This is a genomic window from Pseudomonas sp. B2021 (assembly GCF_018135665.1).
GTDB lineage: Bacteria > Pseudomonadota > Gammaproteobacteria > Pseudomonadales > Pseudomonadaceae > Aquipseudomonas > Aquipseudomonas lactis.
On the sequence record NZ_SMOF01000001.1, the window covers coordinates 3,798,737 to 3,823,983 of the forward strand.

The following is a 25,247-nucleotide window of genomic DNA, read 5'->3' on the forward strand; positions in this document are numbered from 1 at the left end:
ATCTCAGGCGCCCCGTTAAACCACGCTGGCCGGAATTCGACAGGGATTTGGGGGGTAAACCGGCAGGGATGCCGGTTTAGCCGCCCCGCGCCATGGATGGCGCGTGGCGGCGGCCCCCCAAATCACTGGCGGATTACGGGCACACCGAGCCTAAGCGAGGTGCCGAGTGGTGGGGCAAGAGCGTTTTGCTTACTTTTGCGCTTTTCAAAAGTGAGCCGCCGTCAGGGCGGAACCCTAGGTTGCCGTTACCTACATAACGGATATGTACGCGGTCAAATCCAACATCCCGGTAGGCTGTCAGGCCGTCTTCGCAGGCAAGCCAGCTCCCACATTTGGATCGCGGTGCGTCAGTTAGAACAGCGTCGGCTATCCGGTCGTCACGGGAGCAAGCTCCCACAGTTTTAGCCTTTCAAGGCCTTGAGCTTGGCCAACACCCCTTCCGCCGTCTGCTCACCCATCAACTGCTCACGCACCTTGCCCTTGTCGTCGATGATGTAGGTCACCGGCAAGGCCTCGCTGCGCGGAATCTCGAAGATCCCGTCCGGGTTCTGGGCCAGCACCGTGAACTTGATCCCCAGCTTGTCGGTGGCGGCCTTCAGTTCTTCACCCTGCACATTATCGAAGTTGACGCCGAACACCCCGACATTCTGGCCTTTCAACTGTTCTGCCAGGGCATTGAGCTCAGGGATTTCCGTGCGGCACGGGCCACACCATTCGGCCCAGTAGTTGACCACCAGCCACTGTTTGTCCAAGCGTTCGGCCGCCACTTTCTGGCCATATTGGTCAACGCCGTAATCGTTACCGCAGCCGCTGAGCAGCAGGGTTGTGATGATCGCCAATGCACCGATCAGTCGCCTTGTCATGGGGTATTCCTTCGCAAAAATGAACGTTGGCTGCGGCCTATCGCCTCTTACGGTTTAAGGACAGGCGCCAGCGCAGGTAGAATACCCGCCACATTACGCAAGATGCGACCCGCACATGACCGATCTGACGCTTTATCACAACCCGCGCTGCTCGAAATCGCGCGGTGCGCTGGAACTGCTTGAAGCCCGCGGCCTCACCCCGACCGTGGTGCGCTACCTGGAAACCCCGCTGAATGCCGCGCAAATCAAGGCCCTGCTGAAAAAACTTGGCATTAGCGCGCGCCAACTGCTGCGCACCGGTGAGGACGAATACAAAACCCTGAACCTGGCCGACGCCAGCTTGAGCGAAGCGCAACTGATCGCCGCTATCGCCGCCCATCCCAAGCTGATGGAGCGTCCTATCCTGGAAACTGCCGACAAAGCCATCATTGGCCGCCCGCCCGAGAACGTGCTGGAGATCCTGCCGTGACTACGCCCTATGTGCTGGTGTTGTATTACAGCCGCAACGGCTCGGTGAGCGAGATGGCTCGGCAGATTGCCCGGGGTATCGAGCAAGGCGGCATGGAAGCACGGTTGCGCACGGTGCCGGCGATTTCCACCGAGTGCGAAGCGGTGGCGCCGAGCATTCCCGACGAGGGTGCGCTGTATGCCAGCCTGGACGACCTGAAGCACTGCTCGGGCCTGGCCCTGGGCAGCCCGACCCGGTTCGGCAACATGGCCGCGCCGCTCAAGTACTTCCTCGATGGCACCAGCAACCTGTGGCTCACCGGCGCGTTGGTGGGCAAGCCAGCCGGCGTGTTCACCTCCACCGCCAGCCTGCATGGCGGCCAGGAAACCACGCTGATGTCGATGCTGCTGCCGCTGCTGCACCACGGCATGCTGATCACCGGCCTGCCCTACAGCGAACAGGCCCTGCTCGACACCCAGGGCGGCGGCACGCCGTATGGCGCCAGCCACCATTCCGGGCCAGACGGCAAGCGCATGCTCGACCAACATGAAATAACCCTGTGCCGGGCCCTGGGCCTGCGCCTGGCCAAGACCGCCACGCTGCTGGAGAACGGCCGTGGCCAGGAAGCCTAAGGTCCTGCCGCCACGGGAGTGGCTGGAGCCGCGGGTCAAGGTGGCACGCGCGCTGAGCCTGCTGGCGTTTTTGGGCCTGGTGGGCTTGCTGTGTGGCTATTACCTGTTTGTCGCCGACCTGCATGGGGCGCGCCCGTGGGTCATCCTGCTGATCGAACTGGTGCCGCTGCTGATACTCGCGCCAGGCATGCTGATGGGCAGCGCACGCGGGCATTCGTGGATGTGTTTTGTGGTGAACCTGTATTTCATCAAGGGCGCGCTGGCCGCGTATGACCCGAACCGCCAGTGGTTTGGGGTGCTGGAAATGCTCGCTAGCCTGGCGGTGTTTTGCACGGCGTTGCTGTATGTGCGTTGGCGGCATCAGTTGAACCGGCGACTGGCCGATTGACTGATCGTTCCCACGCTCCGCGTGGGAATGCTGCCCAGGACGCTCTGCGTCCCGGGCCTAGTGCAAGGGTGACGCGGAGCGTCACAGGATGCATTCCCACGCGGAGCGTGGGAACGATCAGTATCAATGGTTGACGGTGTAGGCCAACATCATCGACAGCTGACACATCGGCCGCCCACTCTCGGCGTGCCACTGGTTGAAGGCACCCTGCACCGTCGCCAAATCGCGCAGGCTGGTCGGGGCCTTGTCGACGATCTTCTGCGCATTCAGCGCCGCCACCACGTCATCGCTTGGCACAAAGGTGTCCTTGCCGACCATGCGCAAAAAGCGCGGCGCCGACAGCCCGCCCAGCTGGTGGCCATGCTTGCTCAGGTACTTCCACAGCCCGACAATATCAGTCACCGGCCAATCGGCGATAAATGCGCCGAAGCTGCCTTTTTCCTGCTCGATATCCAGGATCATCTGCGCATTGCGCGGCACACTCTTGAGCTTGCCCAGGTGGCGGATGATGCGGGTGTCCTGCATCAGCCGTTCCAGGTGCTCGGCGCCCATCAGCACGACTTTTTCCGGGTCGAAGCCGAAGAATACCTGCTCGAACGCCGGCCATTTGGCATCGACCACGCTGTGCTTCAAACCGGCGCGGAACACTCGCAGCGCCAAGGTCGACAGGTAACGGTCATCCGTGATCTTGCGCAATTGCGCCGGGGTCTTGGGCACCGGCAGATGGGCTTCCAGCTTGGCCGCCGAACCGAAGCGGTTCAGACAATATTCGTGCAGCCACTTGTAATCGCGCATGCCCTCTCCTGTCAGTCGAATTGAAAACGGCGCTCGCAAGCGCCGTGTACTAGAGCCTTGGGAAGGCTCAGAGGTTCACTACATTGACGAAACGCGATGCGGCGGTCTCGTCGATTTTCAGGCTGGTGAAGTCGAACAGGTTGCGGTCGGCCAATTGTGACGGGATCACGTTTTGCAGGCTGCGGAAGATACTTTCGGTACGCCCTGGGGTCTTGCGCTCCCAATCCACCAGCATGTCCTTGACCACCTGGCGCTGCAGGTTTTCCTGGGAGCCGCACAGATTGCACGGAATGATCGGGAATTGCTTGAAGTCGGAGTAAGCCTGGATGTCCTTCTCGTTGCAATACGCCAGCGGGCGGATCACCACGTTGCGCCCGTCATCGGCACGCAGCTTGGGCGGCATGGCCTTGAGCGAGCCGTTGAAGAACATATTGAGGAAGAAGGTCTCGACGATGTCATCGCGGTGATGACCCAGGGCCATCTTGGTCGCGCCGATCTCATCGGCAAAGGTGTAGAGCGTGCCACGGCGCAGGCGCGAGCACAGTGAGCAGGTGGTCTTGCCTTCCGGGATCAGTTCCTTGACCACCGAGTAAGTGTCTTTCTCGACGATGTGGTACTCGACGCCCAGTTCTTTCAGGTAGGCCGGCAGCACATGCTCGGGGAAACCGGGTTGCTTCTGGTCCATGTTGACCGCCACGATCTCGAACTTGATCGGTGCGACCTTTTGCAGGTGCAGCAACACGTCGAGCATGGTGTAGCTGTCTTTGCCGCCGGAGAGGCAGACCATGACCTTGTCGCCGTCCTCGATCATGTTGAAATCGGCGACTGCTTCACCGGCCAGGCGACGCAGGCGTTTTTGCAGTTTGTTCTGGTTGACTGTAAGAGTGCCCATGGCGCTTGGATCCGCAAAGGTGTGTGACGAAAAGCGCAGCATTTTACCGGCAAGACTGACGGAGTTCCAATGTGGGAGCTGGCTTGCCTGCGATAGCGGTGTGCCAGTCAACACCTGCGGTCCTGACAGGCCGCCATCGCAGGCAAGCCCGCCCCCACACTGGATCGCATGAGCCCTGACAGACCGCACCGCGATTAGCGCCCGTGTTTACAGCGCAATTTGCTCTAAAGGCCCTACGGTTATTCCGGTCATCCCTTCCTATACTGCGACTTGAGGTCGCACATCTATCCAGACCTTTCAGGCCATTTGGCCCGTGGGCGCTCCGATGGGGGGCGATGGTAATAACGACAGGAGTGACTGGCATGATCCATCACGTCGTGGGGCTGTTTACCCATCCCGACCAGGAATGGCGGGAAATCCGTGGCGATAAAGAAGAAAGCATCGGCCACATGTACCTCACTCATACCCTGATTCTCGCGGCGATCCCCGCCATTTCCGCCTTTATTGGTACCACCCAGGTCGGCTGGGTCATCGGCAACCGCGCCCCGGTGATGCTGACCCAGGAAAGCGCGCTGTGGATGACCCTCATGTCTTACGCGGCCATGCTGTGCGGCGTGGCGGTGATGGGCGCATTCATTCACTGGATGGCCCGCACCTACGACGCCAGCCCAAGCATGGCCCGCTGCGTGGCGTTTGCCACTTACACTGCCACACCGTTGTTTATCGGCGGGCTGGCGGCGCTCTACCCGCATATGTGGCTGGGCATGGTGGTGGGCACGGCGGCGATCTGCTACACGGTGTACCTGTTGTATGTAGGGCTGCCGACCTTCATGAGTATCGACCCGGATGAAGGCTTCCTGTTCTCCAGTTCGGTATTGGCCGTCGGCCTGGTGGTGCTAGTGGCGATCATGGCCTTTACCGTGATCGTCTGGGGCCTGGGCGTCGGGCCGATCTACACCAGTTGACCGAAAAAAACCGCAGGCAAGGCCACCGCAAGGTGGCTTTGTGCGTTATGCATGACCATTCGGCGCCTGACAGATTCGGAAACACCCAGCTTTGCGGCATACTGGGCGTCTCTGGAGATATGTACAGCATGCCCGAGCAACTCAATACCCGCGTCGAAGATTGTTTCCTGCAAGCCGAATCCTTTTTCAAACGAAGCTTCAAACGCCCCCAGGTCAGCCTCAAGCTGCGGGGCCAGAAAGCCGGTGTCGCGCATTTGCACGAGAACCTGCTGCGCTTCAACCCTCAGTTGTACCGTGAAAACAGCCAACACTTTCTCAAGCAAACCGTGGCCCACGAAGTGGCGCACCTGATTGCCCACCAGTTGTTTGGCGAGCGTATCCAGCCTCATGGCGAGGAATGGCAGTTGATCATGCGCGGGGTTTACGAACTGCCGCCCGACCGTTGCCATACCTACGAGGTCAAGCGCCGACAGGTGACTCGCTATATTTACCGCTGCCCGTGTGCGGACAGTGATTTTCCGTTTTCACCGCAGCGCCATGGGCTGGTGAATCAGGGGCGGCGGTATTTGTGTCGGCGGTGTCGGCAGACCTTGGTGTTCACCGGGGAAACTCGGGTGGAATGAGGGCCTCATCGCAGGCAAGCCAGCTCCCACATTTGGATCTGTGAGCGCAATCCAAAATGTGGGAGCTGGCTTGCCTGCGAAAGCGCCCGCTCAGTCAACCTACAACCTTGGCCTGGCGCAATTCATCTATCCGCTGAGCACTGATCCCCAACTCCACCAACACCTCATCACTGTGCGCCCCCACCGCCACCCCAATATGCCTGGGCGCTGGTAAACCCTCGGAGAACTTCAGCGGGCAGGCCAATTGCGCTTGTGTCGAGCCATCCCCCCGGGGCACCTGGCTGACCAGCTCCCGCGCCTTCACCTGTGGATGCTCCACCGCCTCACTCAAACTCAACACCGGCTCCACACACGCATCCACCCCGGCAAACAACTCACACAACTGGTCAAAACTGCGCTTCTCGAACTCCACCTGCAACGCCTGTTTGAGCACGGCCTGGCGTTCGGGCGTCACGCTGTGTGCCGCCAGTTCCGGCCGCCCCAATGCCTCGCACAGCTGCTGCATAAACCCCGGCTCCAGACTGCCCACCGACATCCAGCGCCCATCGCGTGTGCGGTAGTAGTCGTAGAAACTCCCGCCATTGAGCACATGGTTCTCCCACCCAGGCTCGACCCCGCAAGCCAGGTAACCGGCCCCAGCCATGGCGTTCAGGCTGAACGAGCAATCGGTCATGCTCACATCCAGGTATTGCCCCACCCCGCTTTGCTGCCTGGCAATCACCGCCGCCAGCAAGCCCACCACGGCATGCAGCGAACCGCCCGCCACATCCGCCAGTTGTACGCCCAGCGGTAATGGGCCGGTGTCCTGGCGCCCGGTATGGCTGGCCACGCCGGCCAACGCCAGGTAGTTGATATCGTGCCCGGCGCGGTCCTTATAGGGGCCGGTCTGACCGTAGCCGGTGATCGACACGTAGATCAGCCGCGGGTTGATCGCCTTCAGCGCCTCATAGCCCAGGCCCAGACGCTCCATGACGTCGGGGCGGAACTGTTCGAGCAAGATGTCATAGCCCTTGACCAACTCACGCACGATCTCCAGCGCCTCGGCCTGCTTGAGGTCCAGGGCCAGGCTGCGTTTGTTGCGGTTGAGGTAGGCGTGGCTGGCCGAGGTGCCACGATCATGGGGCGGCAACACACGCAACAGGTCCATCCGCGTGGGCGATTCGATGCGCAGCACCTCGGCGCCCATGTCCGCCAGCATCAAGGAGGCAAACGGGCCGGGCAGCAAGGTGGAAAAATCCAACACTTTGAGGGACGCCAAGGGACCTGACATAGAGACTCCAGTTGGGTTGCGAATACCCACAGACTAGGCAGCCGGGCGCCTGCCGGCAATCGTCAGAACGATCAACCACAGTGACCGTTTTGATCACGGCGGGCTTTTTCGCGGCGGCGGCTTTATCATTGGCCGACGTTTGTTGGCAGAGTCTTCCATGAAGTTCGCGATTGCACTGTATAGCGCCGCCCACGCGCCCTCTTCGCGCCGCGCCCTGTTGTTCGCCCAGGCAGCGCTGGCCGGCGGGCACGAGATTGTGCGGCTGTTTTTCTACCAGGACGGCGTGTACAGCGCGTCCAACAACATTGTCGCGCCCCAGGATGAGCAAGACATTGCGCGCCAATGGCGCGAGCTTGTCAGCCAGCACCAACTCGACGGCGTGGTGTGCATCGCCGCCGCCCTGCGCCGGGGTGTGCTGAATGCCGAGGAAGCTGCGCGCTATCAACGCAGCGCGGTCAACCTGGAAGCACCCTGGGCGTTGTCGGGCCTGGGGCAATTGCATGACGCGATCCAGGACGCCGACCGCCTGATCTGTTTTGGAGGGCCGTGACATGTCCAAATCCTTATTGGTGATCAGCCGCCAGGCCCCGTGGTCCGGGCCGAGTGCGCGGGAAGCGCTGGATATCGTGCTGGCCGGTGGCGCTTTCGATCTGCCCATTGGCCTGCTGTTCCTGGATGACGGTGTGTTCCAACTGGCGCCGAACCAAGCTGCCAAAGCCGTGCAACAGAAAGACCTGAGTGCCAATCTGCAGGCCCTGGCTCTGTTCGGCATTGACGACGTGTTCGCCTGCGACCACAGCCTGTCCGCACGCGGGCTGCCGCCGCCCGCCAATGCGCAGGCGCTCGACAGCCAAGCCATTTCCCAGTTGATTGACCGTTACGACCAGGTGATTACCCTCTGATGTCGACTCTACATGTGGTGTCTCATTCCCCGTTTACTGACAGCCGCCTCGACAGCTGCCTGCGCCTCTGTGGCGCCGAAGACGCAATCCTCTTGTGTGGTGACGGAGCCTACGGCCTGCACACGCCCGCCCTGCAAACCAGAGGCGTAAAGGTGTTTGTGCTGGCCGAAGACATGCAGGCGCGTAACCTGCCGCTGCCCGACTGGGCTGACAGCGTCGATTACCCAGGCTTCGTGCAGTTGTCGATCGACTACGACAAGGTCAACACCTGGCTATGAACACCCTGACCGTAGGCGCACGCACCCTGGAACTGGATAAGGACGGCTACCTCGTCGACCTCAACGACTGGTCCGATGAAGTGGCGCATGCCCTTGCCACCGCCGAAGCCATCGAGCTGACCCCGGATCACCGGGAAATCCTCGACCTGCTGCGCCAGTTCTACGCCGAATTCCAGTTGTCTCCCGCCACGCGCCCGCTGATCAAGTACACCGCCTTGAAGCTTGGCCCGGAAAAGGGCAACAGCCTGCACCTCAACAGATTGTTCAACGGCACTCCCGCCAAACTCGCCGCCAAGCTGGCGGGCCTGCCCAGGCCGACGAATTGCTTATGACCGACTTTGCCCCCCTGACTCTCGTAACGCCCCAAGAGCATCCCTTTGCACAATTCGTGCGCATCCTCGGCAAAGGCAAGCGTGGCGCGCGCAACCTCACCCGCGAGGAAGCGCGGGAAGCCATGGGCATGCTGCTCGATGAAAAGGTCGAGGACACCCAGCTCGGCGCCTTCCTGATGCTGCTGCGCCACAAGGAAGAAAGCCCGGAAGAACTCGCCGGTTTCACCGAAGCGGTCCGTGAGCGCCTGCACGCGCCAGCGTTGAACGTCGATATCGACTGGCCGACCTACGCCGGTAAAAAGCGCCACCTGCCGTGGTTCCTGCTGGCAGCCAAATGCCTGGCACAGAACGGCGTGCGCATCCTGATGCACGGCGGCGGCGCCCACACCGCGGGGCGCTTGTACACCGAACAATTGCTGGACAGCTTGAACATCCCGCTGTGCCGCGATTGGCAACAGGTCGAGAGCGCCTTTGCCCACGGCAACCTGGCGTTTATCCCGCTGGGTGATTGGGCGCCACAGTTGCAACGCATGATCGACCTGCGTAACACCCTGGGCCTGCGTTCGCCTATCCATTCCTTGGCGCGCCTGCTCAACCCACTGAATGCCCGCTGTGGCCTGCAAAGCATTTTCCACCCCGGTTACCAGGGCGTGCATCGTGATGCCAGCGGCCTGCTGGGTGACAACGTGATTGTGGTCAAGGGCGACGGCGGTGAGATCGAGATCAACCCCGACACCCTGAGTCACTTGTACGGCACCACTGGCGGCCAGAGTTGGGACGAAGAGTGGCCCGCCCTCTCCGACCAGCGCCACGTCAAGCCGGCAACGCTTGAGCCCGAGCACCTCAAAGCGCTGTGGCGCGGCGACGCTGAAGACAGCTACCCACAACTGGCGTTGATCGCCACCATGGCGTTGGCCCTGCGCGGCCTTGGCCACCCACGGCAACAGGCGTTCGAATTGGCCCAGCAGTACTGGGACGCGCGGGACAAATCGATTTAATCGATCATTCACGCCGGTTCTTTGCGCTTTTAGTTCGAACTCATCTCTTTAGACTGGGCTCCAACGCTTATCAGCCAAGGAGCCAGTCATGGGTTTATTGATCGAAGGACAATGGAAAGACCAGTGGTACGAAAGTAGCGCAGACGGCGCTTTCCAACGGGAACAGGCGCAACGCCGCAACTGGGTGACCGCCGATGGCGCGCCAGGCCCGAGCGGCGAAGGCGGCTTCAAGGCCGAGGCCGGTCGCTATCACCTCTATGTGTCTCTCGCCTGCCCGTGGGCGCACCGCACCTTGATCCTGCGCAAGCTCAAGGGCCTGGAAAGCCTGATCGACGTCTCGGTGGTCAGTTGGCTGATGCTGGAAAACGGCTGGACCTTCGACCAGGCCCACGGCTCCAGCGGCGACAAACTGGACGATTTCAACTTCATGCACCAACGCTACACCGCCGATACCGCCGACTACACCGGGCGCGTCACCGTGCCGGTGCTGTGGGACAAAAAGCTCAAGCGCATCGTCAGCAATGAATCGGCGGAGATCATCCGCATGTTTAACAGTGCGTTCAATGAGCTGACCGGCAATACCCTGGATTTCTACCCCCAAGCCCTACGCCCGACCATCGACGCCCTCAACGAACGCATCTACCCCGCCGTCAACAACGGCGTGTACCGCGCAGGCTTCGCCACCTCACAACAGGCGTATGAAAGCGCGTTTGATGATGTGTTTGCCGAATTGGATCATCTGGAACAGCACCTGGGCAGCCATCGTTATTTGGCCGGCGAGTACCTGACCGAAGCCGATGTGCGGCTGTTCACCACGCTGATTCGTTTTGATGCGGTGTATTACAGCCACTTCAAATGCAACCTGCGGCGGATTGCCGACTATGCGAATTTGTCGAACTGGCTAAGGGAGATGTATCAGTGGCCAGGGGTGGCCGAGACGGTGGATTTCGAGCATATCAAGGGGCATTACTATGCCAGCCATCGCACGATCAACCCGACGGGGATTGTGCCGAAGGGGCCGTTGCAGGGGTTTGATACCGAGCATGATCGCCATGCATTGCACGGCAAAGGTGTATGGAGCTGACATAAACCGCCTGTAGGAGCGAGCTTGCTCGCGAAGAACGCCAACGATAACGCAGCTATCAGGTAGCCCTTGGCGTCCTTGAGTTTTTCGCGAGCAAGCTCGCTCCTACAGAGGATCAGTCGTTCAGACCTGGGACTGGGCGCCCTCGAACCACTTGAGCTTTTCACGCAGTACCACCACCTCACCCACGATCACCAATGTCGGCGCGTGCACTTCATGCTCCGCCACCATGCGCGGCAGGTCGGCCAGGGTGCCGGTGAACACGCGCTGGTTGGACGTGGTGCCCTGCTGGATCAACGCCGCTGGGGTATCGGCTGCACGCCCGTGCTTGATCAACTGCTCGCAAATAATCGGCAAGCCAATCAGGCCCATGTAGAACACCAGGGTCTGCGACGGCCCGACCAGGTCCTGCCAGGGCAGATCCGAGGTATTGTTCTTCAGGTGGCCGGTGATGAAGCGCACCGATTGGGCATAGTCGCGATGCGTCAGCGGAATCCCGGCATAAGCCGCGCAACCACTGGCTGCCGTGATACCCGGCACCACCTGGAACGGGATGCCGTGGGCCGCTAATTCCTCAATCTCTTCGCCACCACGGCCAAAGATGAACGGATCGCCACCTTTAAGGCGCAGCACGCGCTTGCCTTGTTTGGCCAGGTCGACCAGTTGCTGGTTGATCTGGTCCTGGGGCACGGCGTGATCGGCGCGACGCTTACCGACGTACACGCGCTCGGCATCACGACGGCACAGTTCCAAAATCGCCGGCGCCACCAAACGGTCGTACAGCACCACATCGGCTTGCTGCATCAGGCGCAGTGCACGGAAGGTCAGCAAATCCGGGTCACCTGGGCCCGCGCCCACCAAGTACACCTCGCCGGGCGCATAAGGCGGCGCGCCATTGACCTTTTCGATCAACAGGCGCTCGGCCTCCTCGCCCTGCCCGGCCAACTGGCGGTCGGCAATCGGGCCCTGGAACACTTCTTCCCAGAACGCGCGACGCTGCTGCACATCCGGGTACAAACCTTTGACCTGGGCGCGAAAACGCGCCGCCAAACCGGCCAGTTGGCCGTAGGTGGAAGGTATCCAGGTTTCCAGCTTGGCACGGATCAGGCGAGCCAGTACCGGCGCGTCACCACCGCTGGAGACGGCAATCACCAAGGGTGAACGGTCGACAATCGCCGGGAAGATCACGCTGCACAACGCTGGCGCGTCCACCACATTGACCGGCACGCAGCGACGCTTGGCATCACTGGACACCTGCGCATTCAGTGGCTCATCGTCGGTGGCCGCGATAATCAGGGTGCAACCGTCCAGGTCGGCCTCCTGATAACCGCGCAACATCAATTCCCCGCCACTGCCCAGCACCAGCTCACGCAGCTGGCTTTCGATCTGGGGAGCAACCACCCGCAACACCGCGCCGGCGTCGGCCAGCAGTCGGGATTTGCGCAAGGCAATCTCCCCACCACCGACGACCAACACACGACTGCCGCGCAGGTTATGAAACAGCGGCAGAAATTCCATTTAGCGGATGACCTCAACGCCCGCCATGTACGGCTTGAGCACCTCAGGTACACGGATCGAACCGTCGGCCTGCTGGTAGTTTTCCAGCACGGCCACCAGGGTACGGCCTACGGCCAGGCCCGAACCGTTGAGGGTGTGCACCAGCTCCGGCTTGCCGGTTTCCGGGTTGCGGAAACGCGCCTGCATGCGACGGGCCTGGAAGTCACCGCAGTTGGAGCACGACGAAATCTCGCGGTATTTGTCCTGGCTCGGCACCCACACTTCCAGGTCGTAGGTTTTCACGGCGCTGAAGCCCATGTCGCCCGTACACAGGGCCAGTACACGGTAAGGCAGCTCCAACAGCTGCAACACGCGCTCGGCGTTGGCAGTCAGGCCTTCCAGGGCGTCCATGGAGGTCGACGGCTCTACTACTTGCACCATCTCAACCTTGTCGAACTGATGCTGGCGGATCATGCCACGGGTATCGCGCCCCGACGCGCCGGCTTCGCTACGGAAGCACGGGCTGTGGGCCACCAGCTTCAACGGCAGTTGCTTGGCGTCGAGGATTTCGCCGGCGACGATATTGGTCAGCGACACTTCGGCCGTCGGGATCAGGTACAGGTCGGCTTCGCCGTCGCGGCTGATCTTGAACAGGTCTTCTTCGAATTTCGGCAGTTGGCTGGTGCCCATCAACGCCGGCGCCTGAACCAAGTACGGGGTGTAGGCTTCCTCGTAACCGTGTTCGCCGGTGTGCAGGTTGATCATGAACTGCGCCAGGGCACGGTGCATGCGCGCAATCGGGCCGCGCAGCAAGGCAAAGCGTGCGCCGGACATTTTTGCCGCGGTTTCAAAATCCAGGCCACCGGTCAATTCGCCCAGGGCGACGTGGTCCTTGATCTCGAAATCGAAGGTTTTCGGCGTGCCCCAGCGGCGCACTTCGACGTTGCCGTCTTCGTCTTCGCCGACCGGGACGGATTCGTGGGGCAGGTTCGGAATGCCCAGCAGGATCGAATCCAACTGGGTCTGAATGCCTTCCAGCTCGATTTTGCCGTCGGACAGCTCAGTGCCCATGCGCTCGACATCCGCCATCAACGGCGCGATATCTTCGCCGCGCTGCTTGGCCTGGCCGATGGACTTGGAGCGCGCATTACGTTCAGCCTGCAGTGCTTCGGTGCGGGTCTGGACGGTCTTGCGCTGTTCTTCCAGCGCTTCGATGCGCGCAACATCCAAGGCAAAGCCACGGGATGCCAGGCGGTCCGCTACGTCCTGAAGGTTGCTACGTAACAGTTTGGAATCGAGCATGTCGGTCTCTCGTTATCAAAGTTTGGTCAAGGACAGGCCAGCCCAGGTGGCGAGCAGCCCGCCGAATACGCTGATGGCCGCATAGCCAATCGCCAGCGGCACTTGCCCGCTTTCCAGCAGGCGCACGGTATCCAGTGAAAAGGATGAAAAAGTCGTCAGGCCGCCAAGAAAGCCAACCATCAGGCCGGCACGTACCTCGACAGGCACTTCCGGGCGTAACAAAAACAGGCCGTATAACACGCCGATCAACAGGCAGCCCACGATATTAACGGCGAGCGTCGCCGTATAGAAGTGTTTCGGCCAATTGGCATTGATCCAATTGCCGGTAGCAAAGCGCAGCAGTGTACCGGCGATACCTCCGGCCGAGACGGCGACCACCAAAGGAATCATGATTTTCTCCGCTGCCGGGGGCTCAGACGGTCGAGGGCGGCCAGATGATTGAGCTTCTCACCGATCTTCAGCTCCAGGCCACGGGGCACTGGCTGATAGAACGGCTGCGGTTCAAGCTCATCGGGGAAGTAGTCTTCGCCGGCCGCATAGGCGTCCGGCTCATCGTGGGCATAACGGTATTCGTCGCCATACCCCAGTTGCTTCATCAACTTGGTCGGCGCGTTGCGCAGGTGCAGCGGCACTTCGAGGGAGCCATGTTCGGCGGCCGCACGCAGGGCCGACTTGAAGCCCATGTACACCGCGTTGCTTTTCGGCGCGCAGGCCAGGTAGGTGATGGCCTGGGCCACCGCCAGCTCGCCTTCCGGGCTGCCCAGGCGCTCCTGCACCTCCCAGGCGGCCAGGCACAGGCTCAGGGCGCGCGGGTCGGCATTGCCGATGTCTTCGCTGGCCATGCGCACTACACGACGCGCCAGGTACAGCGGGTCGCAACCGCCATCGATCATGCGCGCAAACCAGTACAGCGCGCCGTCAGGGTTGGAGCCGCGTACAGACTTGTGCAGCGCGGAAATCTGGTCATAGAAGGCTTCGCCGCCCTTGTCGAAACGCCTGCGTGTGTCACCGAGCAGGCTTTGCAACAGGTCGACGCCAATCTCGCCACCGTCTTCGGCCAGGTCGGAGGCGTTCTCCAGCAGGTTGAGAAAGCGACGCCCGTCACCATCGGCGGCGGTCAGTAAAATCTTGAAGCCTTCATCGCTGAGGCTCAGCTGGCGCTTGCCCAGGCCCTTGTCTTCGCTCAAGGCACGGTGCAGCAGCTTTCGCATCGCCGCTTCATCCAGGCTCTTGAGCACATAGACCCGCGCCCGTGATAACAAGGCGTTGTTCAATTCAAAGGACGGGTTTTCGGTGGTGGCGCCGATAAAGATCAGCGTACCGTCCTCGACGTAGGGCAGGAACGCATCCTGCTGCGACTTGTTGAAGCGATGCACTTCGTCGACGAACAGGATAGTGCGCTTGCCGTACTGCCCGGCCTGCTGCTTGGCGACTTCCACCGCCTGGCGGATCTCCTTGACCCCGGCGAGCACCGCCGAGACCGTTTCAAAGTGCGCATCCGAGACTTTCGCCAGCAACCGCGCCAGGGTGGTCTTGCCCACGCCCGGCGGGCCCCAGAAAATCATCGAATGCAGCGCACCCTGCTCCAGGGCTTCACGCAAGGGCTTGCCCCGAGCGAGCAGGTGTTCCTGACCGACGTACTCATCCAGATTGGTCGAACGCAAGCGCGCGGCCAATGGCTGGGCAATCGGGTCACTTCGAAACAGATCCATGGGCAGCGTTTGAAACCTCTGGGCAGTTTATTCCTGGATCACGTCGGCACCCTTGGGGATGTCGAACTTGAACTTGGACGCGGGCACCGGCTGGTTAGCCTTGACCCCGGAGAACAGGATATCGGTGCGCTGGCCGACGCTGTCGACCAGGCGCATGTTGTTGATCACGCCGTTGCCGAACGACAGGGACAGCGTGTCAAACAGCGTGTCCTTGGATTTTGGCTTGAGGGTGAACTCGATGACGTTGCTGGTCTGCTTGGAGGTGATGTCGAAGCTGTCGTTGATTTTCGACACATCACCCGACAACAGCAGCGCCGGGGTCTGGTTCAGGCGCGGATCGAGCTTCTTGATGGTGGCCTGTTCCAGGTCCGGGTCCCACAGCGTGACTTTCTGGCCGTCGGAAACGATGGTCTGCTCCGCCTTGCCTTCGGTATGCCAGTAGAACAGCCCTGGGCGCTGCACGGCCATTTCACCGGCGGTTTCCTGCAACTGGGTGCCGCCGGCATCCAGGGTCAGCTGGGAGAAGCGCGCGGTGAGGGTCTGGGATTTGTCCAACAGGTTCTTCAGGCTGGCGACGGAAGCCGGGTCAGCGTGAGCCGAAACAGCGGTCAGGGCCAGGGCCGGCAACAACAGCATGCGGATAAAGCGCATGGGAGTCCTCATTGAGTAGTCAGGGCACGCCGCGTGTTGCCACGCGGCGCGGAATCAGTCGCGCATCTGCCCGGGGGCGATGACTTCACGCGAGCCATTGGTGTTCATTGCGGTCACGACGCCGGCCATTTCCATGGCTTCGATCATGCGGGCGGCGCGGTTGTAGCCGATTTTCAGCTTGCGCTGCACCGCCGAAATCGAGGCGCGGCGGCTTTCCAGTACGAAGGCCACGGCTTCGTCGTAGAGTGCGTCGGTTTCAGCATCATCGTCGCCACCGCTGCTGCCACCGTCGAAGCCGCTGCCGGCCTCTTCCACGCCAGCGAGAATGTCGTCGTTATATTCCGGCGCGCCACGCAGTTTCCAGGCTTCGACCACACGGTGGACTTCGTCATCGGAAACAAAGGCACCGTGAACGCGAATCGGCAGGCTGGTGCCCGGCGGCATGTAGAGCATGTCACCGTGGCCCAGCAGTTGCTCGGCGCCACCCTGGTCGATGATGGTGCGCGAGTCGATCTTGCTGGAGACCTGGAACGCCATGCGCGTCGGAATGTTGGCCTTGATCAGGCCGGTGATCACGTCCACCGACGGCCGCTGGGTCGCAAGGATCAAGTGGATACCCGCCGCCCGCGCCTTCTGGGCAATACGGGCGATCAGCTCTTCAACCTTCTTGCCGACGATCATCATCATGTCGGCAAATTCATCGACCACCACCACGATAGTCGGCAGCTTGGTCAGCAGCGGTGCTTCATCGTGAATGCTTTCGCGCTTGTACAGCGGGTCGGTCAGCGGTGTGCCGGCGTCCTGGGCTTCCTTGACCTTGGCGTTGAAGCCCGACAGGTTACGCACGCCCATCTTCGCCATCAGCTTGTAGCGGCGCTCCATCTCGGCAACGCTCCAGCGCAGAGCGTTGGCGGCGTCCTTCATGTCGGTGACCACCGGGCATAGCAGGTGCGGGATGCCTTCGTAGATCGACAGTTCCAACATCTTCGGGTCGATCATGATCAGCTTGGCGTCATCCGGCCCGGACTTGAACAGGATCGACAGGATCATGGCGTTCACACCCACCGACTTACCGGAACCGGTAGTACCGGCTACCAGCAGGTGCGGCATTTTCGCCAGGTCGGTAATCACCGGCTTGCCGCCGATGTCATGGCCGAGTGCCAGGGTGACCGGCGATTTGAAGTTGTCGTATTCAGGGGTCGACAGCACTTCGGAGAAGCGCACGATCTGCCGGTCTTCGTTGGGGATCTCGATACCCACGGTGGTCTTGCCCGGGATCACTTCCACCACACGCACGCTGGTCACGGCCAGGGAACGCGCCAAGTCTTTGGCCAGGTTGGAAATGCGGCTGACTTTTACCCCGGCGGCCGGCTGGATTTCGTAACGGGTAATCACCGGGCCAGGATGGATCGAGTCCACCGACACTTCGACGCCGAATTCCTTGAGCTTGATTTCCAGCAGGTGGCCCACGGCCGCCAGGGATTCCGGGGAATAGTTGAGTTGTTTCTTTTCGGCCGGGTCCAGAATCGAGATCGGCGGCAAGGTGCCTTCGACGGCGCTGTCGATAAACAACGGTGCCTGCTTCTCTTTTTGCACGCGATGGCTGGGCTCCGGCGCCTTGGGCGGTGCCGGGGCGATCACGGGCGGCACCTGCTTTTCACGGTCCGACATGTGCTTGCTCAGGGCCTGCTCGCGCTCGATCAAGCGCTCCTTGACCTTGGCTTGCTCGCGTCGATCCGGCGTGCTTGGAGCCACCACCTCGTTGACACGGGTGTCAACCTCACGCAGCTGCGCCACCATTTGCTTGCGCTCGACACGGGCGGCCCACCAGCGGTTGGCGGCGCCCTGGAACAATTCGAACAGGTCGAGGGTGATCTTGCCGGTCACGTCCATCACCTTGAACCATGACAGGTCGGTGAATACCGTGAGGCCGAACAGGAACAGCGCGATGAACATCAACGTGCTGCCCTGGATATTCAGGGTTCTGCGCGCCAGGTCGCCAAGGCTTTCGCCCAGAGCCCCGCCTGCGCCCGCCGGCAAGCCGGTCGGTGCATGGAAGTGGATATGCGCCAGCGCCGCGCCCGACAGCACCAGGAACACCAGGCCGATCAGGCGCCAGGAAAACAGCCAGCCGCTCCACTGCCACGGCTCGTGACGCTGGCGGAAGATCTGCCAGGTCTTGATAGCCAGCAACAGCGGGAAAATGTAGGCGAAGTAACCCAGGATCATGAAGAGGATATCGGCGCTGTAGGAACCTACCGGGCCGCCGAAATTCTGCACGTCATCGATCTTGCTGTTATGGCTCCAGCCCGGATCGTCCTTGCCATAGGTGAGCAAGGCCATCATCAGGAACAGGCACAGCGCACCGATGGCAATCAGTGCGCCTTCCTTGAGTCGGTAATGCAGGTGCTGGCGCCAGGCCGGTACGACTGCTGCTTTAGGTGCTGCGGCGGATTTCTTCAAAACGGGTCTATTCCTGCGCCTTTAGCGCGTCCATCTGTTGAATGACTACACACGACTGCTCTATCCGGAGCAGCTGAAAAATGAACGAATGTTGCTGAATCTACTTTTAACATCAGGTGACGGATAGGTGAAATGGCGATAACGCCACAATGGCCGCATTGTACGGGTTTGCGTGCGTGATGCCACACACTTGCCCTTCACCTGACTGCGCGGACAATTTGAGCACGCATTGTCTTTGCTGACAAAGGCTTATGAGCTGTATTTAGCAATCCAGGCAAGCTTGGCAAATGGCCGGCATGTGCCAGACCCGATTACGACCACACCCTGTGTATAGAGTTGCAGAAACACCCGCTCATGCTAATCCACGTCAATAGCCTATTCGGGCTGGCCCCGTGGCGCCGGGTCGTCAATAATCAACGCTTGCGGCGCAGGTGAATGACCTGCCACTCCCCTCCCCTACCGTAAGCCTGGATGCCATGCTGACCTGGTTACAACGCGACACCCTGACGTTCCCTCCCCTGGCCAAGGCCATGCGCGACCCCAACGGCCTGCTCGCCGCCGGTGGCGACCTGTCGGCCGAACGATTGATCCAGGCCTACCGCCATGGCTGCTTCCCCTGGTTCTCCGAAGGCCAACCTATCCTCTGGTGGTCACCCGACCCGCGCACAGTGATATTCCCCGACGAGCTGCATGTTTCCCGCAGCCTGGGCAAATTATTGCGCCAGCAGCGCTATACCGTGACCTTCGACCAGGATTTCGCCGCCGTCATCCAAGCCTGCGCCGCGCCCCGCGCCTACGCCGATGGCACCTGGATCACCGAAGGCATCCAGCAGGCCTACCTTGAGCTGCACCAGCGAGGCTACGCGCATTCCGTCGAGGTCTGGGACCAGGGCGAACTGGTGGGCGGCCTGTATGGCCTGGCGATGGGGCAGCTGTTTTTTGGCGAGTCCATGTTCAGCCGCGCCGACAACGCCTCCAAATTCGGTTTCGCCACATTGACCCGGCAACTGCAAGCCTGGGGGTTTGTGCTGATCGACTGCCAGATGCCCAACGATCACCTGCACAGCCTGGGTGCCCGCGGCATACCGCGCAGCGTCTTCGCCGACTTCCTGCACAAACATCTGGACCAACCCAACGCTGGGCCGTGGGTTTCCTAGGCGACTTTCGCACACGTGGCTTACACTTATTTCAAAGCTTATCCCGAGGGTTGATCATGACCGAGCTGGCGCGCTTGAAGTTCTATGCCACTCAAGCCCACTCATGCAGCTATCTGCCCGACGAGCAGGCCACCACGCTGTTCCTCGATCCCAGCCAGCCAATGGACGTGCATGTGTATGCCGACCTGTCCGAGATGGGCTTTCGGCGCAGCGGCGATCACCTGTACCGCCCCCATTGCCAGAATTGCAATGCGTGTGTGCCTGCGCGCATCCCGGTGGCTCAATTTTCGCCCGACCGTAACCAGAAACGTATTCTCAAGCGCAACGCCGACTTGACCGTACACGCCACTAAACCTCAATACAGCGAAGAATATTTCGATCTCTACCAACGCTACATCGAACAACGCCACGCCGACGGCGATATGTTTCCGCCCAGCCGCGACCAGTTTTCCACGTTCCTGGTGCGTGACCTGCCCTTTTCGCGCTTCTACGAGTTCCGCCTCGACGGCCGCCTGCTGGCCGTGGCGGTGACCGACCTGCTGCCCAATGGCCTCTCGGCGGTGTACACCTTCTACGAACCGACCGAAGAACGCCGCAGCCTCGGGCGTTTCGCCATCCTGTGGCAAATAGGCGAAGCGCTGCGCCTGGAGCTGGAAGCGGTGTACCTCGGATACTGGATCAAGAACTGCAAAAAGATGAACTATAAGACTCAATATCGGCCGATTGAGCTGCTGATTAATCAAAGATGGGTCACGCTTAACTAGAACCCCTTGGCTTGAACACCCTTTTTCGGGCACAATGCACGCCGCTTTTGCCTGGCGCAGTTGCACCGGGCCATTCACTGGATACCGAGGGCTTTACTGCATGTCGAAAGAAGACAGCTTCGAAATGGAAGGCACTGTCGTCGACACCCTGCCCAACACCATGTTTCGTGTGGAGTTGGAAAATGGGCACGTCGTAACCGCGCATATCTCCGGCAAGATGCGCAAGAACTACATTCGTATTCTTACCGGTGACAAAGTGCGCGTCGAGCTGACGCCCTATGACTTGAGCAAAGGGCGCATCACTTACCGCGCTCGCTAAGCAAGTCAATACAAAACGCCCGGTTATGCCGGGCGTTTTTGTGTGCGCAGGATTTAACAGTCACCACTTGACTCTGTGGGAGCTGGCTTGCCTGCGATGGCGGCGGGTCAGATATAGATGCGCTATTGAAGGACCGCCATCGCAGGCAAGCCAGCTCCCACAGTTGAACGTCATTACTTCGTAAATCGTATTGCACACAGCAAAAAGGCGCCTTTCGGCGCCTTTTGCAATGTTGCAGCTAACGATCAGGCCATTTCCGCCGTGGTCTCGAACTCGAAGGTCAGCTCGCCGTCCTTCAGGTCGATGTGCACCACGCCGCCATGGTCGGAGAGTTCGCCGAACAGGATCTCTTCGGCCAATGGCCGCTTGATCTTGTCCTGGATCAGACGCGCCATTGGGCGTGCGCCCATTGCCGCATCGTAGCCGCCCTCTGCGATCCAACTGCGGGCCGCTTCCGTCACATCCAGCTGCACGCGCTTGTCTTCCAACTGCGCTTGAAGCTCGGTGAGGAACTTGTCCACCACGCTTTTGATGACCTCATGGCTGAGGCGACCAAACTGGATAATGGTGTCCAGGCGGTTGCGGAACTCCGGCGTGAAGCTCTTCTTGATCACTTCCATGGCATCAGACGAGTGATCCTGATGCGTAAAGCCGATCGAAGCACGCGCCGCGGTTTCAGCACCGGCGTTGGTGGTCATGATCACGATCACGTTGCGGAAGTCTGCCTTGCGCCCGTTGTTGTCGGTCAGGGTGCCGTGGTCCATGACCTGCAACAGCAGGTTGAAGACTTCCGGGTGAGCCTTTTCGATTTCGTCGAGCAGCAATACGCAGTGTGGCTGCTTGGTGATCGCCTCGGTCAACAGGCCGCCCTGATCGAAGCCGACATAGCCCGGAGGCGCGCCGATCAAACGCGACACCGTGTGGCGCTCCATGTACTCGGACATGTCGAAACGCACCAGCTCGATGCCCATGGCCTTGGCCAACTGGCGAGCCGCCTCGGTCTTGCCGACGCCGGTCGGGCCTGCGAACAGGAACGAACCGACTGGCTTGTCCGGCGACTTGAGGCCCGCACGGGACAACTTGATCGCCGTGGACAGCGAGTCGATGGCCGCATCCTGACCAAACACGGTGAGCTTGAGGTCGCGCTCCAGGTTACGCAGCAACTCCTTGTCGGAACTGGTGACGTGTTTTGGCGGAATCCGCGCGATCTTGGCCACGATGTCCTCGACCTGAGGCACGTCGATGCGCTTCACGCGCTTCTCGACCGGCTGCAGGCGCTGGTAGGCACCCGCCTCGTCGATCACATCGATGGCTTTGTCTGGCATGTGCCGGTCGTTGATGTAGCGCGACGCCAGCTCAGCCGCCGCACGCAGGGCCTCATCGGTGTACTCGATGCCATGGTGCGCTTCAAAACGCCCCTTGAGCCCGCGCAGGATGCCGATGGTGTCTTCAACCGAGGGCTCGGACACGTCAACTTTCTGGAAGCGACGCGCCAGGGCGCGGTCTTTCTCGAAGATGCCGCGAAATTCCTGGAACGTGGTCGAACCAATGCAGCGGATATCACCGGAGGACAGCAGTGGCTTGAGCAGGTTGGAAGCGTCCATCACCCCACCGGAAGCCGCACCGGCGCCAATGATGGTATGGATCTCGTCGATGAACAGGATGGCCTGCGGGCGTTTTTTCAGCTCGCCGAGCAACGCCTTGAAGCGCTTCTCGAAATCGCCACGGTACTTGGTCCCGGCGAGCAACGCGCCCAGGTCAAGGGAGTAGACGACACTGCTGGCCAGCAGGTCTGGCACCTGGTTGTCGACAATGCGCTTGGCCAGGCCTTCGGCAATCGCGGTTTTACCCACGCCCGCCTCGCCCACCAGCAATGGGTTGTTCTTGCGACGACGCGCCAGGATCTGCGCTACACGCTCAACCTCATGCTCACGCCCCACTAGCGGATCGATCCGCCCCTGGCGCGCCATTTCATTGAGGTTACTTGCATAGGCATCCAGCGGGTTGCTGGAAGAAGAAGACTCGCCGCCCTCCTCGTCCTGCATGTCCTGCTCACCCTCGGAATGATCGCCGTGCCCAGGCACCTTGGAGATACCGTGGGCGATGTAGTTGACCACATCAATACGGGCAACGCTCTGCTGCTTGAGCAGAAACACGGCCTGGCTTTCCTGTTCGCTGAAAATTGCCACAAGTACATTCGCGCCTGTGACCTCACGCTTACCGGAGCTCTGTACGTGGAACACAGCACGCTGCAATACCCGCTGGAAGCCCAGGGTTGGCTGGGTTTCGCGGTCCTCGTCATGCACGGGGATCAGTGGCGTGGTGGAGTCGATAAACTCCTGCAGGTCATGCTTGAGCTTGTCAAGGTTGGCGCCGCACGCACGTAGAACGGTGGCGGCAGCTTCGTTATCCAAAAGTGCCAGCAAAAGGTGTTCGACGGTCATGAATTCATGACGCTTCGAACGAGCCTCCTTGAAGGCAAGATTGAGGGTGACTTCGAGCTCGCGGTTTAACATAGCTTCACCTCATACCCAAGTGGTCGGCGTTAACCGTCCTTCTCGATTTCACAGAGTAGCGGATGCTGGCTTTCCCTGGCGTACTGGTTGACCTGCATGGCCTTTGTCTCGGCTATGTCGCGGGTAAACACTCCACATACTGCCCGTCCTTCTGTGTGAACGGCCAGCATTACCTTGGTCGCCAACTCGCGGTTCAGGTTGAAAAACACCTCGAGCACTTCGACGACGAAATCCATCGGTGTGTAGTCATCATTAAACAAAACCACCTTGTACATCGGCGGCGCCTGTAAAGCAGGCTTCGCCTCTTGAACAGCAATGCCTGCAGAACCGTCGTCATGTTCCTGATCCGGGCGATCCTGATTGAATGTTAGTCGAATCTGGCTGTTTGCATGCATGGGAAAGAAAGGTTCGTCAGTGGTTCAATTACAGTGGTGGGGGCGACCTGTCAGAATTTCAACTCTGACCGCCTGGTCGCCTTGACTATCGGCGAAACGGTGTTACAACCAATAGAACCCACAGTGGGTAAAAAAGGTCCGCGCAGTCAACCTTATTTATTCGGGTTAGGACGGATAGACAGGATGATACTCCAGTGATGGAGTCTGGTGCAGAGGGATATGGGAATGGCTAGTGGTAAGGTCAAATGGTTCAATAATGCCAAAGGTTTCGGCTTCGTCATTGAAGACGGCAAGACTGAGGACCTTTTTGCGCATTTCTCAGCGATCCAGATGGAAGGCTACAAAACGTTGAAAGCGGGTCAGCGTGTCAACTTTGAAATCATTCAAGGGCCAAAAGGCATGCATGCCGTAAATATTGTTGATGCGCCTGCCACTGCAGGCGTGAAAGAAACAAAGGTAGAAAAATCAGAGAAGCAACGTGCCTGACCAGCCACTGAAATTAAGCACTCAAAGCAAACCGGCCGCCCCGATTCATCAGTGCGGCCGGTTTTCTCTGCCTGTTTACATATGCTTGATCAACGCATCACCAAATCCCGACGACGACACCAACGTAGCGCCATCCATCAGACGCTCGAAGTCATAGGTCACGGTCTTGGCCGAAATCGCGCCGTTGGTGCCCTTGATGATCAGATCCGCCGCCTCGACCCAGCCCATATGCCGCAGCATCATTTCTGCCGACAGGATCAATGACCCTGGGTTGACCTGATCCTTGCCTGCATATTTAGGCGCAGTACCATGGGTGGCTTCAAACATTGCAACGGTGTCCGACAGGTTGGCCCCCGGTGCAATACCGATGCCGCCCACTTCCGCCGCCAAGGCATCGGACAGGTAGTCACCATTGAGGTTAAGCGTGGCGATCACGTCATACTCGGCCGGGCGCAGCAGGATCTGCTGGAGCATGGCGTCGGCAATGGCATCCTTGACCACCACATTCTTGCCGGTCTTGGGGTTCTTGAACTGCATCCACGGCCCGCCATCGAGCAGGGTCGCGCCGAACTCTTCAGCCGCCACCTCGTAGGCCCACTCCTTGAAGGCCCCTTCGGTGAACTTCATGATGTTGCCTTTGTGCACGATGGTCAGCGAGTCGCGGTCGTTATCCACCACATACTGCAAGGCCTTGCGCGCCAGGCGCTTGGTGCCCTCTTTGGAGACCGGCTTTACGCCAATCCCGCAATCCTGGTCGAAACGGATCTTGGTAACGCCCATTTCTTCCTTGAGGAACTTGATCACCTTGATCGCCTCCGGCGAACCGGCCTTCCACTCGATGCCGGCGTAAATATCCTCGGAGTTCTCACGGAAGATGGTCATGTCCACGTCGCCAGGCTTTTTCACCGGGCTGGGCACGCCTTCGAACCAGCGCACCGGGCGCAGGCACACATACAGGTCGAGTTGCTGGCGCAGGGCCACGTTCAGCGAGCGGATGCCGCCGCCGACCGGCGTGGTCAGGGGGCCCTTGATGGACACCACGTAATCCTTGACCGCCTCCAGGGTTTCCTGGGGCAGCCACGTATCCTGGTCGTAGACTTGCGTGGCCTTTTCGCCAGCGTACACCTCCATCCAGGAGATTTTGCGCTTGCCGCCGTAAGCCTTTTCAACAGCGGCGTCGACCACCTTGATCATCACCGGGCTGATGTCGACGCCAATACCGTCACCTTCGATGTAGGGGATGATCGGTTGGTCAGGAACATTGAGAGAATGGTCTGCATTGACGGTGATTTTGTCGCCGACTGCCGGAACCTGAATCTTCTTGTATCCCATGCTGAACTCCATCTATGGATTGAACATCTGGCTGCGTTCGAGCCTACTCCAGATAAATGGCGACTGAAACCTCACGCCATGCTCATTTGCATCGAAAACAGCATATTTGGTGGCCTACAAGCCTGAAAGCAAAGGGAAAAGCGCCAATTTTGAGCACATCCCACCACCCCGTGCGCCTGCGAC

The 25,247-nt window shown here is 60.3% G+C and carries 28 protein-coding genes; 15 read left to right on the top strand and 13 right to left on the bottom strand.

What is annotated here, in order from left to right; translation table 11 throughout:
* Window positions 1–401 precede the first annotated feature (401 nt).
* Entirely contained in the window at window positions 402–863 is a 462-nt protein-coding gene (locus tag E1K68_RS16870; RefSeq protein WP_137204383.1) for a TlpA disulfide reductase family protein, read from the bottom strand.
* Window positions 864–978: 115 nt separating this feature from the next.
* Between E1K68_RS16870 and arsC the strand changes: the two genes are divergently transcribed.
* Genes arsC through E1K68_RS16885 form a run of 3 tightly spaced genes read left to right on the top strand, consistent with a single transcriptional unit; the run spans window position 979 to window position 2,331 of the window.
* Entirely contained in the window at window positions 979–1,332 is a 354-nt protein-coding gene (arsC, locus tag E1K68_RS16875; protein ID WP_003192059.1) for an arsenate reductase (glutaredoxin), read from the top strand.
* Complete coding sequence (wrbA, locus tag E1K68_RS16880) at window positions 1,329–1,943, top strand: NAD(P)H:quinone oxidoreductase (RefSeq protein WP_014718885.1); 615 nt, start codon at window positions 1,329–1,331, stop codon at window positions 1,941–1,943. The genes arsC and wrbA overlap by 4 nt, the downstream gene beginning before the upstream one ends.
* Complete coding sequence (locus E1K68_RS16885; protein ID WP_003192061.1) at window positions 1,927–2,331, top strand: DUF2069 domain-containing protein; 405 nt, start codon at window positions 1,927–1,929, stop codon at window positions 2,329–2,331. The genes wrbA and E1K68_RS16885 overlap by 17 nt, the downstream gene beginning before the upstream one ends.
* Window positions 2,332–2,454: 123 nt before the next feature.
* On the opposite strand, the gene E1K68_RS16890 is transcribed toward E1K68_RS16885, so the two are convergent.
* Window positions 2,455–3,126 carry a DNA-3-methyladenine glycosylase I gene (locus tag E1K68_RS16890; protein WP_034127867.1) on the bottom strand — a complete coding sequence of 224 codons (672 nt, stop codon included), beginning with the start codon at window positions 3,124–3,126 and terminating at the stop codon, window positions 2,455–2,457.
* A gap of 67 nt (window positions 3,127–3,193) precedes the next feature.
* Window positions 3,194–4,018: a tRNA 2-thiocytidine(32) synthetase TtcA gene (ttcA, locus tag E1K68_RS16895; RefSeq protein ID WP_003192064.1), complete on the bottom strand. Its 825-nt coding sequence runs from the start codon at window positions 4,016–4,018 to the stop codon at window positions 3,194–3,196.
* A gap of 362 nt (window positions 4,019–4,380) precedes the next feature.
* Here ttcA and E1K68_RS16900 point away from each other — a divergent pair, with 362 nt between their 5' ends.
* Both E1K68_RS16900 and E1K68_RS16905 read left to right on the top strand, forming a co-directional pair.
* Window positions 4,381–4,983: a Yip1 family protein gene (locus E1K68_RS16900; protein WP_003192065.1), complete on the top strand. Its 603-nt coding sequence runs from the start codon at window positions 4,381–4,383 to the stop codon at window positions 4,981–4,983.
* A 128-nt stretch (window positions 4,984–5,111) separates the two neighbouring features.
* Window positions 5,112–5,606 carry a SprT family zinc-dependent metalloprotease gene (locus E1K68_RS16905; RefSeq protein ID WP_003192067.1) on the top strand — a complete coding sequence of 165 codons (495 nt, stop codon included), beginning with the start codon at window positions 5,112–5,114 and terminating at the stop codon, window positions 5,604–5,606.
* A gap of 94 nt (window positions 5,607–5,700) precedes the next feature.
* Here E1K68_RS16905 and E1K68_RS16910 read toward each other — a convergent pair whose 3' ends face one another.
* The gene (locus E1K68_RS16910) at window positions 5,701–6,876 is read right to left on the bottom strand and encodes a CaiB/BaiF CoA-transferase family protein (RefSeq protein ID WP_212614453.1); all 1,176 of its coding nucleotides are present in this window, start codon (window positions 6,874–6,876) and stop codon (window positions 5,701–5,703) included.
* Between the two features lie 157 nt (window positions 6,877–7,033).
* Between E1K68_RS16910 and tusD the strand changes: the two genes are divergently transcribed.
* The 6 genes from tusD (at window position 7,034) to E1K68_RS16940 (ending at window position 10,470) form a co-directional block, all read left to right on the top strand.
* The gene (tusD, locus tag E1K68_RS16915) at window positions 7,034–7,426 is read left to right on the top strand and encodes a sulfurtransferase complex subunit TusD (RefSeq protein WP_212614454.1); all 393 of its coding nucleotides are present in this window, start codon (window positions 7,034–7,036) and stop codon (window positions 7,424–7,426) included.
* Window position 7,427: 1 nt separating this feature from the next.
* Window positions 7,428–7,778 (top strand): sulfurtransferase complex subunit TusC, encoded by a 351-nt coding sequence (gene tusC, locus E1K68_RS16920; RefSeq protein WP_212614455.1) that lies wholly within the window; start codon window positions 7,428–7,430, stop codon window positions 7,776–7,778.
* On the top strand, window positions 7,778–8,056 hold the full coding sequence (tusB, locus tag E1K68_RS16925; RefSeq protein WP_003192071.1) for a sulfurtransferase complex subunit TusB: 279 nt from the start codon (window positions 7,778–7,780) through the stop codon (window positions 8,054–8,056). Before tusC ends, tusB begins: the two co-directional genes overlap by 1 nt.
* Window positions 8,053–8,388, top strand: a complete 336-nt coding sequence (locus tag E1K68_RS16930) for a TusE/DsrC/DsvC family sulfur relay protein (protein WP_003192072.1) — start codon at window positions 8,053–8,055, stop codon at window positions 8,386–8,388. Before tusB ends, E1K68_RS16930 begins: the two co-directional genes overlap by 4 nt.
* Entirely contained in the window at window positions 8,385–9,386 is a 1,002-nt protein-coding gene (locus E1K68_RS16935; protein WP_003192074.1) for a glycosyl transferase family protein, read from the top strand. Before E1K68_RS16930 ends, E1K68_RS16935 begins: the two co-directional genes overlap by 4 nt.
* An 88-nt stretch (window positions 9,387–9,474) precedes the next feature.
* Window positions 9,475–10,470: a glutathione S-transferase family protein gene (locus E1K68_RS16940; protein ID WP_034134537.1), complete on the top strand. Its 996-nt coding sequence runs from the start codon at window positions 9,475–9,477 to the stop codon at window positions 10,468–10,470.
* A gap of 123 nt (window positions 10,471–10,593) precedes the next feature.
* On the opposite strand, the gene cysG is transcribed toward E1K68_RS16940, so the two are convergent.
* Genes cysG through ftsK form a run of 6 tightly spaced genes read right to left on the bottom strand, consistent with a single transcriptional unit; the run spans window position 10,594 to window position 18,095 of the window.
* A complete protein-coding gene (gene cysG / locus E1K68_RS16945) occupies window positions 10,594–11,988 on the bottom strand; it encodes a siroheme synthase CysG (protein WP_003192077.1) in 1,395 nt (464 codons plus the stop codon).
* Window positions 11,989–13,269: a serine--tRNA ligase gene (gene serS, locus E1K68_RS16950; RefSeq protein WP_047711147.1), complete on the bottom strand. Its 1,281-nt coding sequence runs from the start codon at window positions 13,267–13,269 to the stop codon at window positions 11,989–11,991.
* 15 nt (window positions 13,270–13,284) lie between these two features.
* A complete protein-coding gene (crcB, locus tag E1K68_RS16955; RefSeq protein ID WP_003192080.1) occupies window positions 13,285–13,659 on the bottom strand; it encodes a fluoride efflux transporter CrcB in 375 nt (124 codons plus the stop codon).
* Window positions 13,656–14,981 carry a replication-associated recombination protein A gene (locus tag E1K68_RS16960; protein WP_003192082.1) on the bottom strand — a complete coding sequence of 442 codons (1,326 nt, stop codon included), beginning with the start codon at window positions 14,979–14,981 and terminating at the stop codon, window positions 13,656–13,658. The genes crcB and E1K68_RS16960 overlap by 4 nt, the downstream gene beginning before the upstream one ends.
* Window positions 14,982–15,008: 27 nt before the next feature.
* The gene (gene lolA / locus E1K68_RS16965) at window positions 15,009–15,632 is read right to left on the bottom strand and encodes an outer membrane lipoprotein chaperone LolA (protein ID WP_003174700.1); all 624 of its coding nucleotides are present in this window, start codon (window positions 15,630–15,632) and stop codon (window positions 15,009–15,011) included.
* Between the two features lie 54 nt (window positions 15,633–15,686).
* A complete protein-coding gene (ftsK, locus tag E1K68_RS16970; RefSeq protein ID WP_003192084.1) occupies window positions 15,687–18,095 on the bottom strand; it encodes a DNA translocase FtsK in 2,409 nt (802 codons plus the stop codon).
* Between the two features lie 476 nt (window positions 18,096–18,571).
* On the opposite strand from ftsK, the gene aat reads away from it, so the two are divergent.
* The 3 genes from aat to infA all read left to right on the top strand — a co-directional run bounded on the left by aat (window position 18,572) and on the right by infA (window position 20,335).
* Window positions 18,572–19,252, top strand: coding sequence for a leucyl/phenylalanyl-tRNA--protein transferase (gene aat / locus E1K68_RS16975; RefSeq protein WP_212614456.1), 681 nt, complete (start codon window positions 18,572–18,574; stop codon window positions 19,250–19,252).
* A 56-nt stretch (window positions 19,253–19,308) separates the two neighbouring features.
* Window positions 19,309–20,016, top strand: a complete 708-nt coding sequence (locus E1K68_RS16980) for an arginyltransferase (protein WP_044274593.1) — start codon at window positions 19,309–19,311, stop codon at window positions 20,014–20,016.
* Between the two features lie 100 nt (window positions 20,017–20,116).
* Window positions 20,117–20,335 (top strand): translation initiation factor IF-1, encoded by a 219-nt coding sequence (gene infA, locus E1K68_RS16985; protein ID WP_002553999.1) that lies wholly within the window; start codon window positions 20,117–20,119, stop codon window positions 20,333–20,335.
* Window positions 20,336–20,580: 245 nt separating this feature from the next.
* Here infA and clpA read toward each other — a convergent pair whose 3' ends face one another.
* Both clpA and clpS read right to left on the bottom strand, forming a co-directional pair.
* Window positions 20,581–22,851 carry an ATP-dependent Clp protease ATP-binding subunit ClpA gene (gene clpA, locus E1K68_RS16990; protein WP_003192090.1) on the bottom strand — a complete coding sequence of 757 codons (2,271 nt, stop codon included), beginning with the start codon at window positions 22,849–22,851 and terminating at the stop codon, window positions 20,581–20,583.
* A gap of 29 nt (window positions 22,852–22,880) precedes the next feature.
* Window positions 22,881–23,246, bottom strand: a complete 366-nt coding sequence (clpS, locus tag E1K68_RS16995; RefSeq protein ID WP_003192092.1) for an ATP-dependent Clp protease adapter ClpS — start codon at window positions 23,244–23,246, stop codon at window positions 22,881–22,883.
* A 225-nt stretch (window positions 23,247–23,471) separates the two neighbouring features.
* Between clpS and cspD the strand changes: the two genes are divergently transcribed.
* A complete protein-coding gene (gene cspD / locus E1K68_RS17000; protein ID WP_003192094.1) occupies window positions 23,472–23,732 on the top strand; it encodes a cold shock domain-containing protein CspD in 261 nt (86 codons plus the stop codon).
* A 75-nt stretch (window positions 23,733–23,807) separates the two neighbouring features.
* Here cspD and icd read toward each other — a convergent pair whose 3' ends face one another.
* Window positions 23,808–25,064, bottom strand: coding sequence for an NADP-dependent isocitrate dehydrogenase (icd, locus tag E1K68_RS17005; protein ID WP_034134539.1), 1,257 nt, complete (start codon window positions 25,062–25,064; stop codon window positions 23,808–23,810).
* Between the last annotated feature and the right edge of the window lie 183 nt (window positions 25,065–25,247).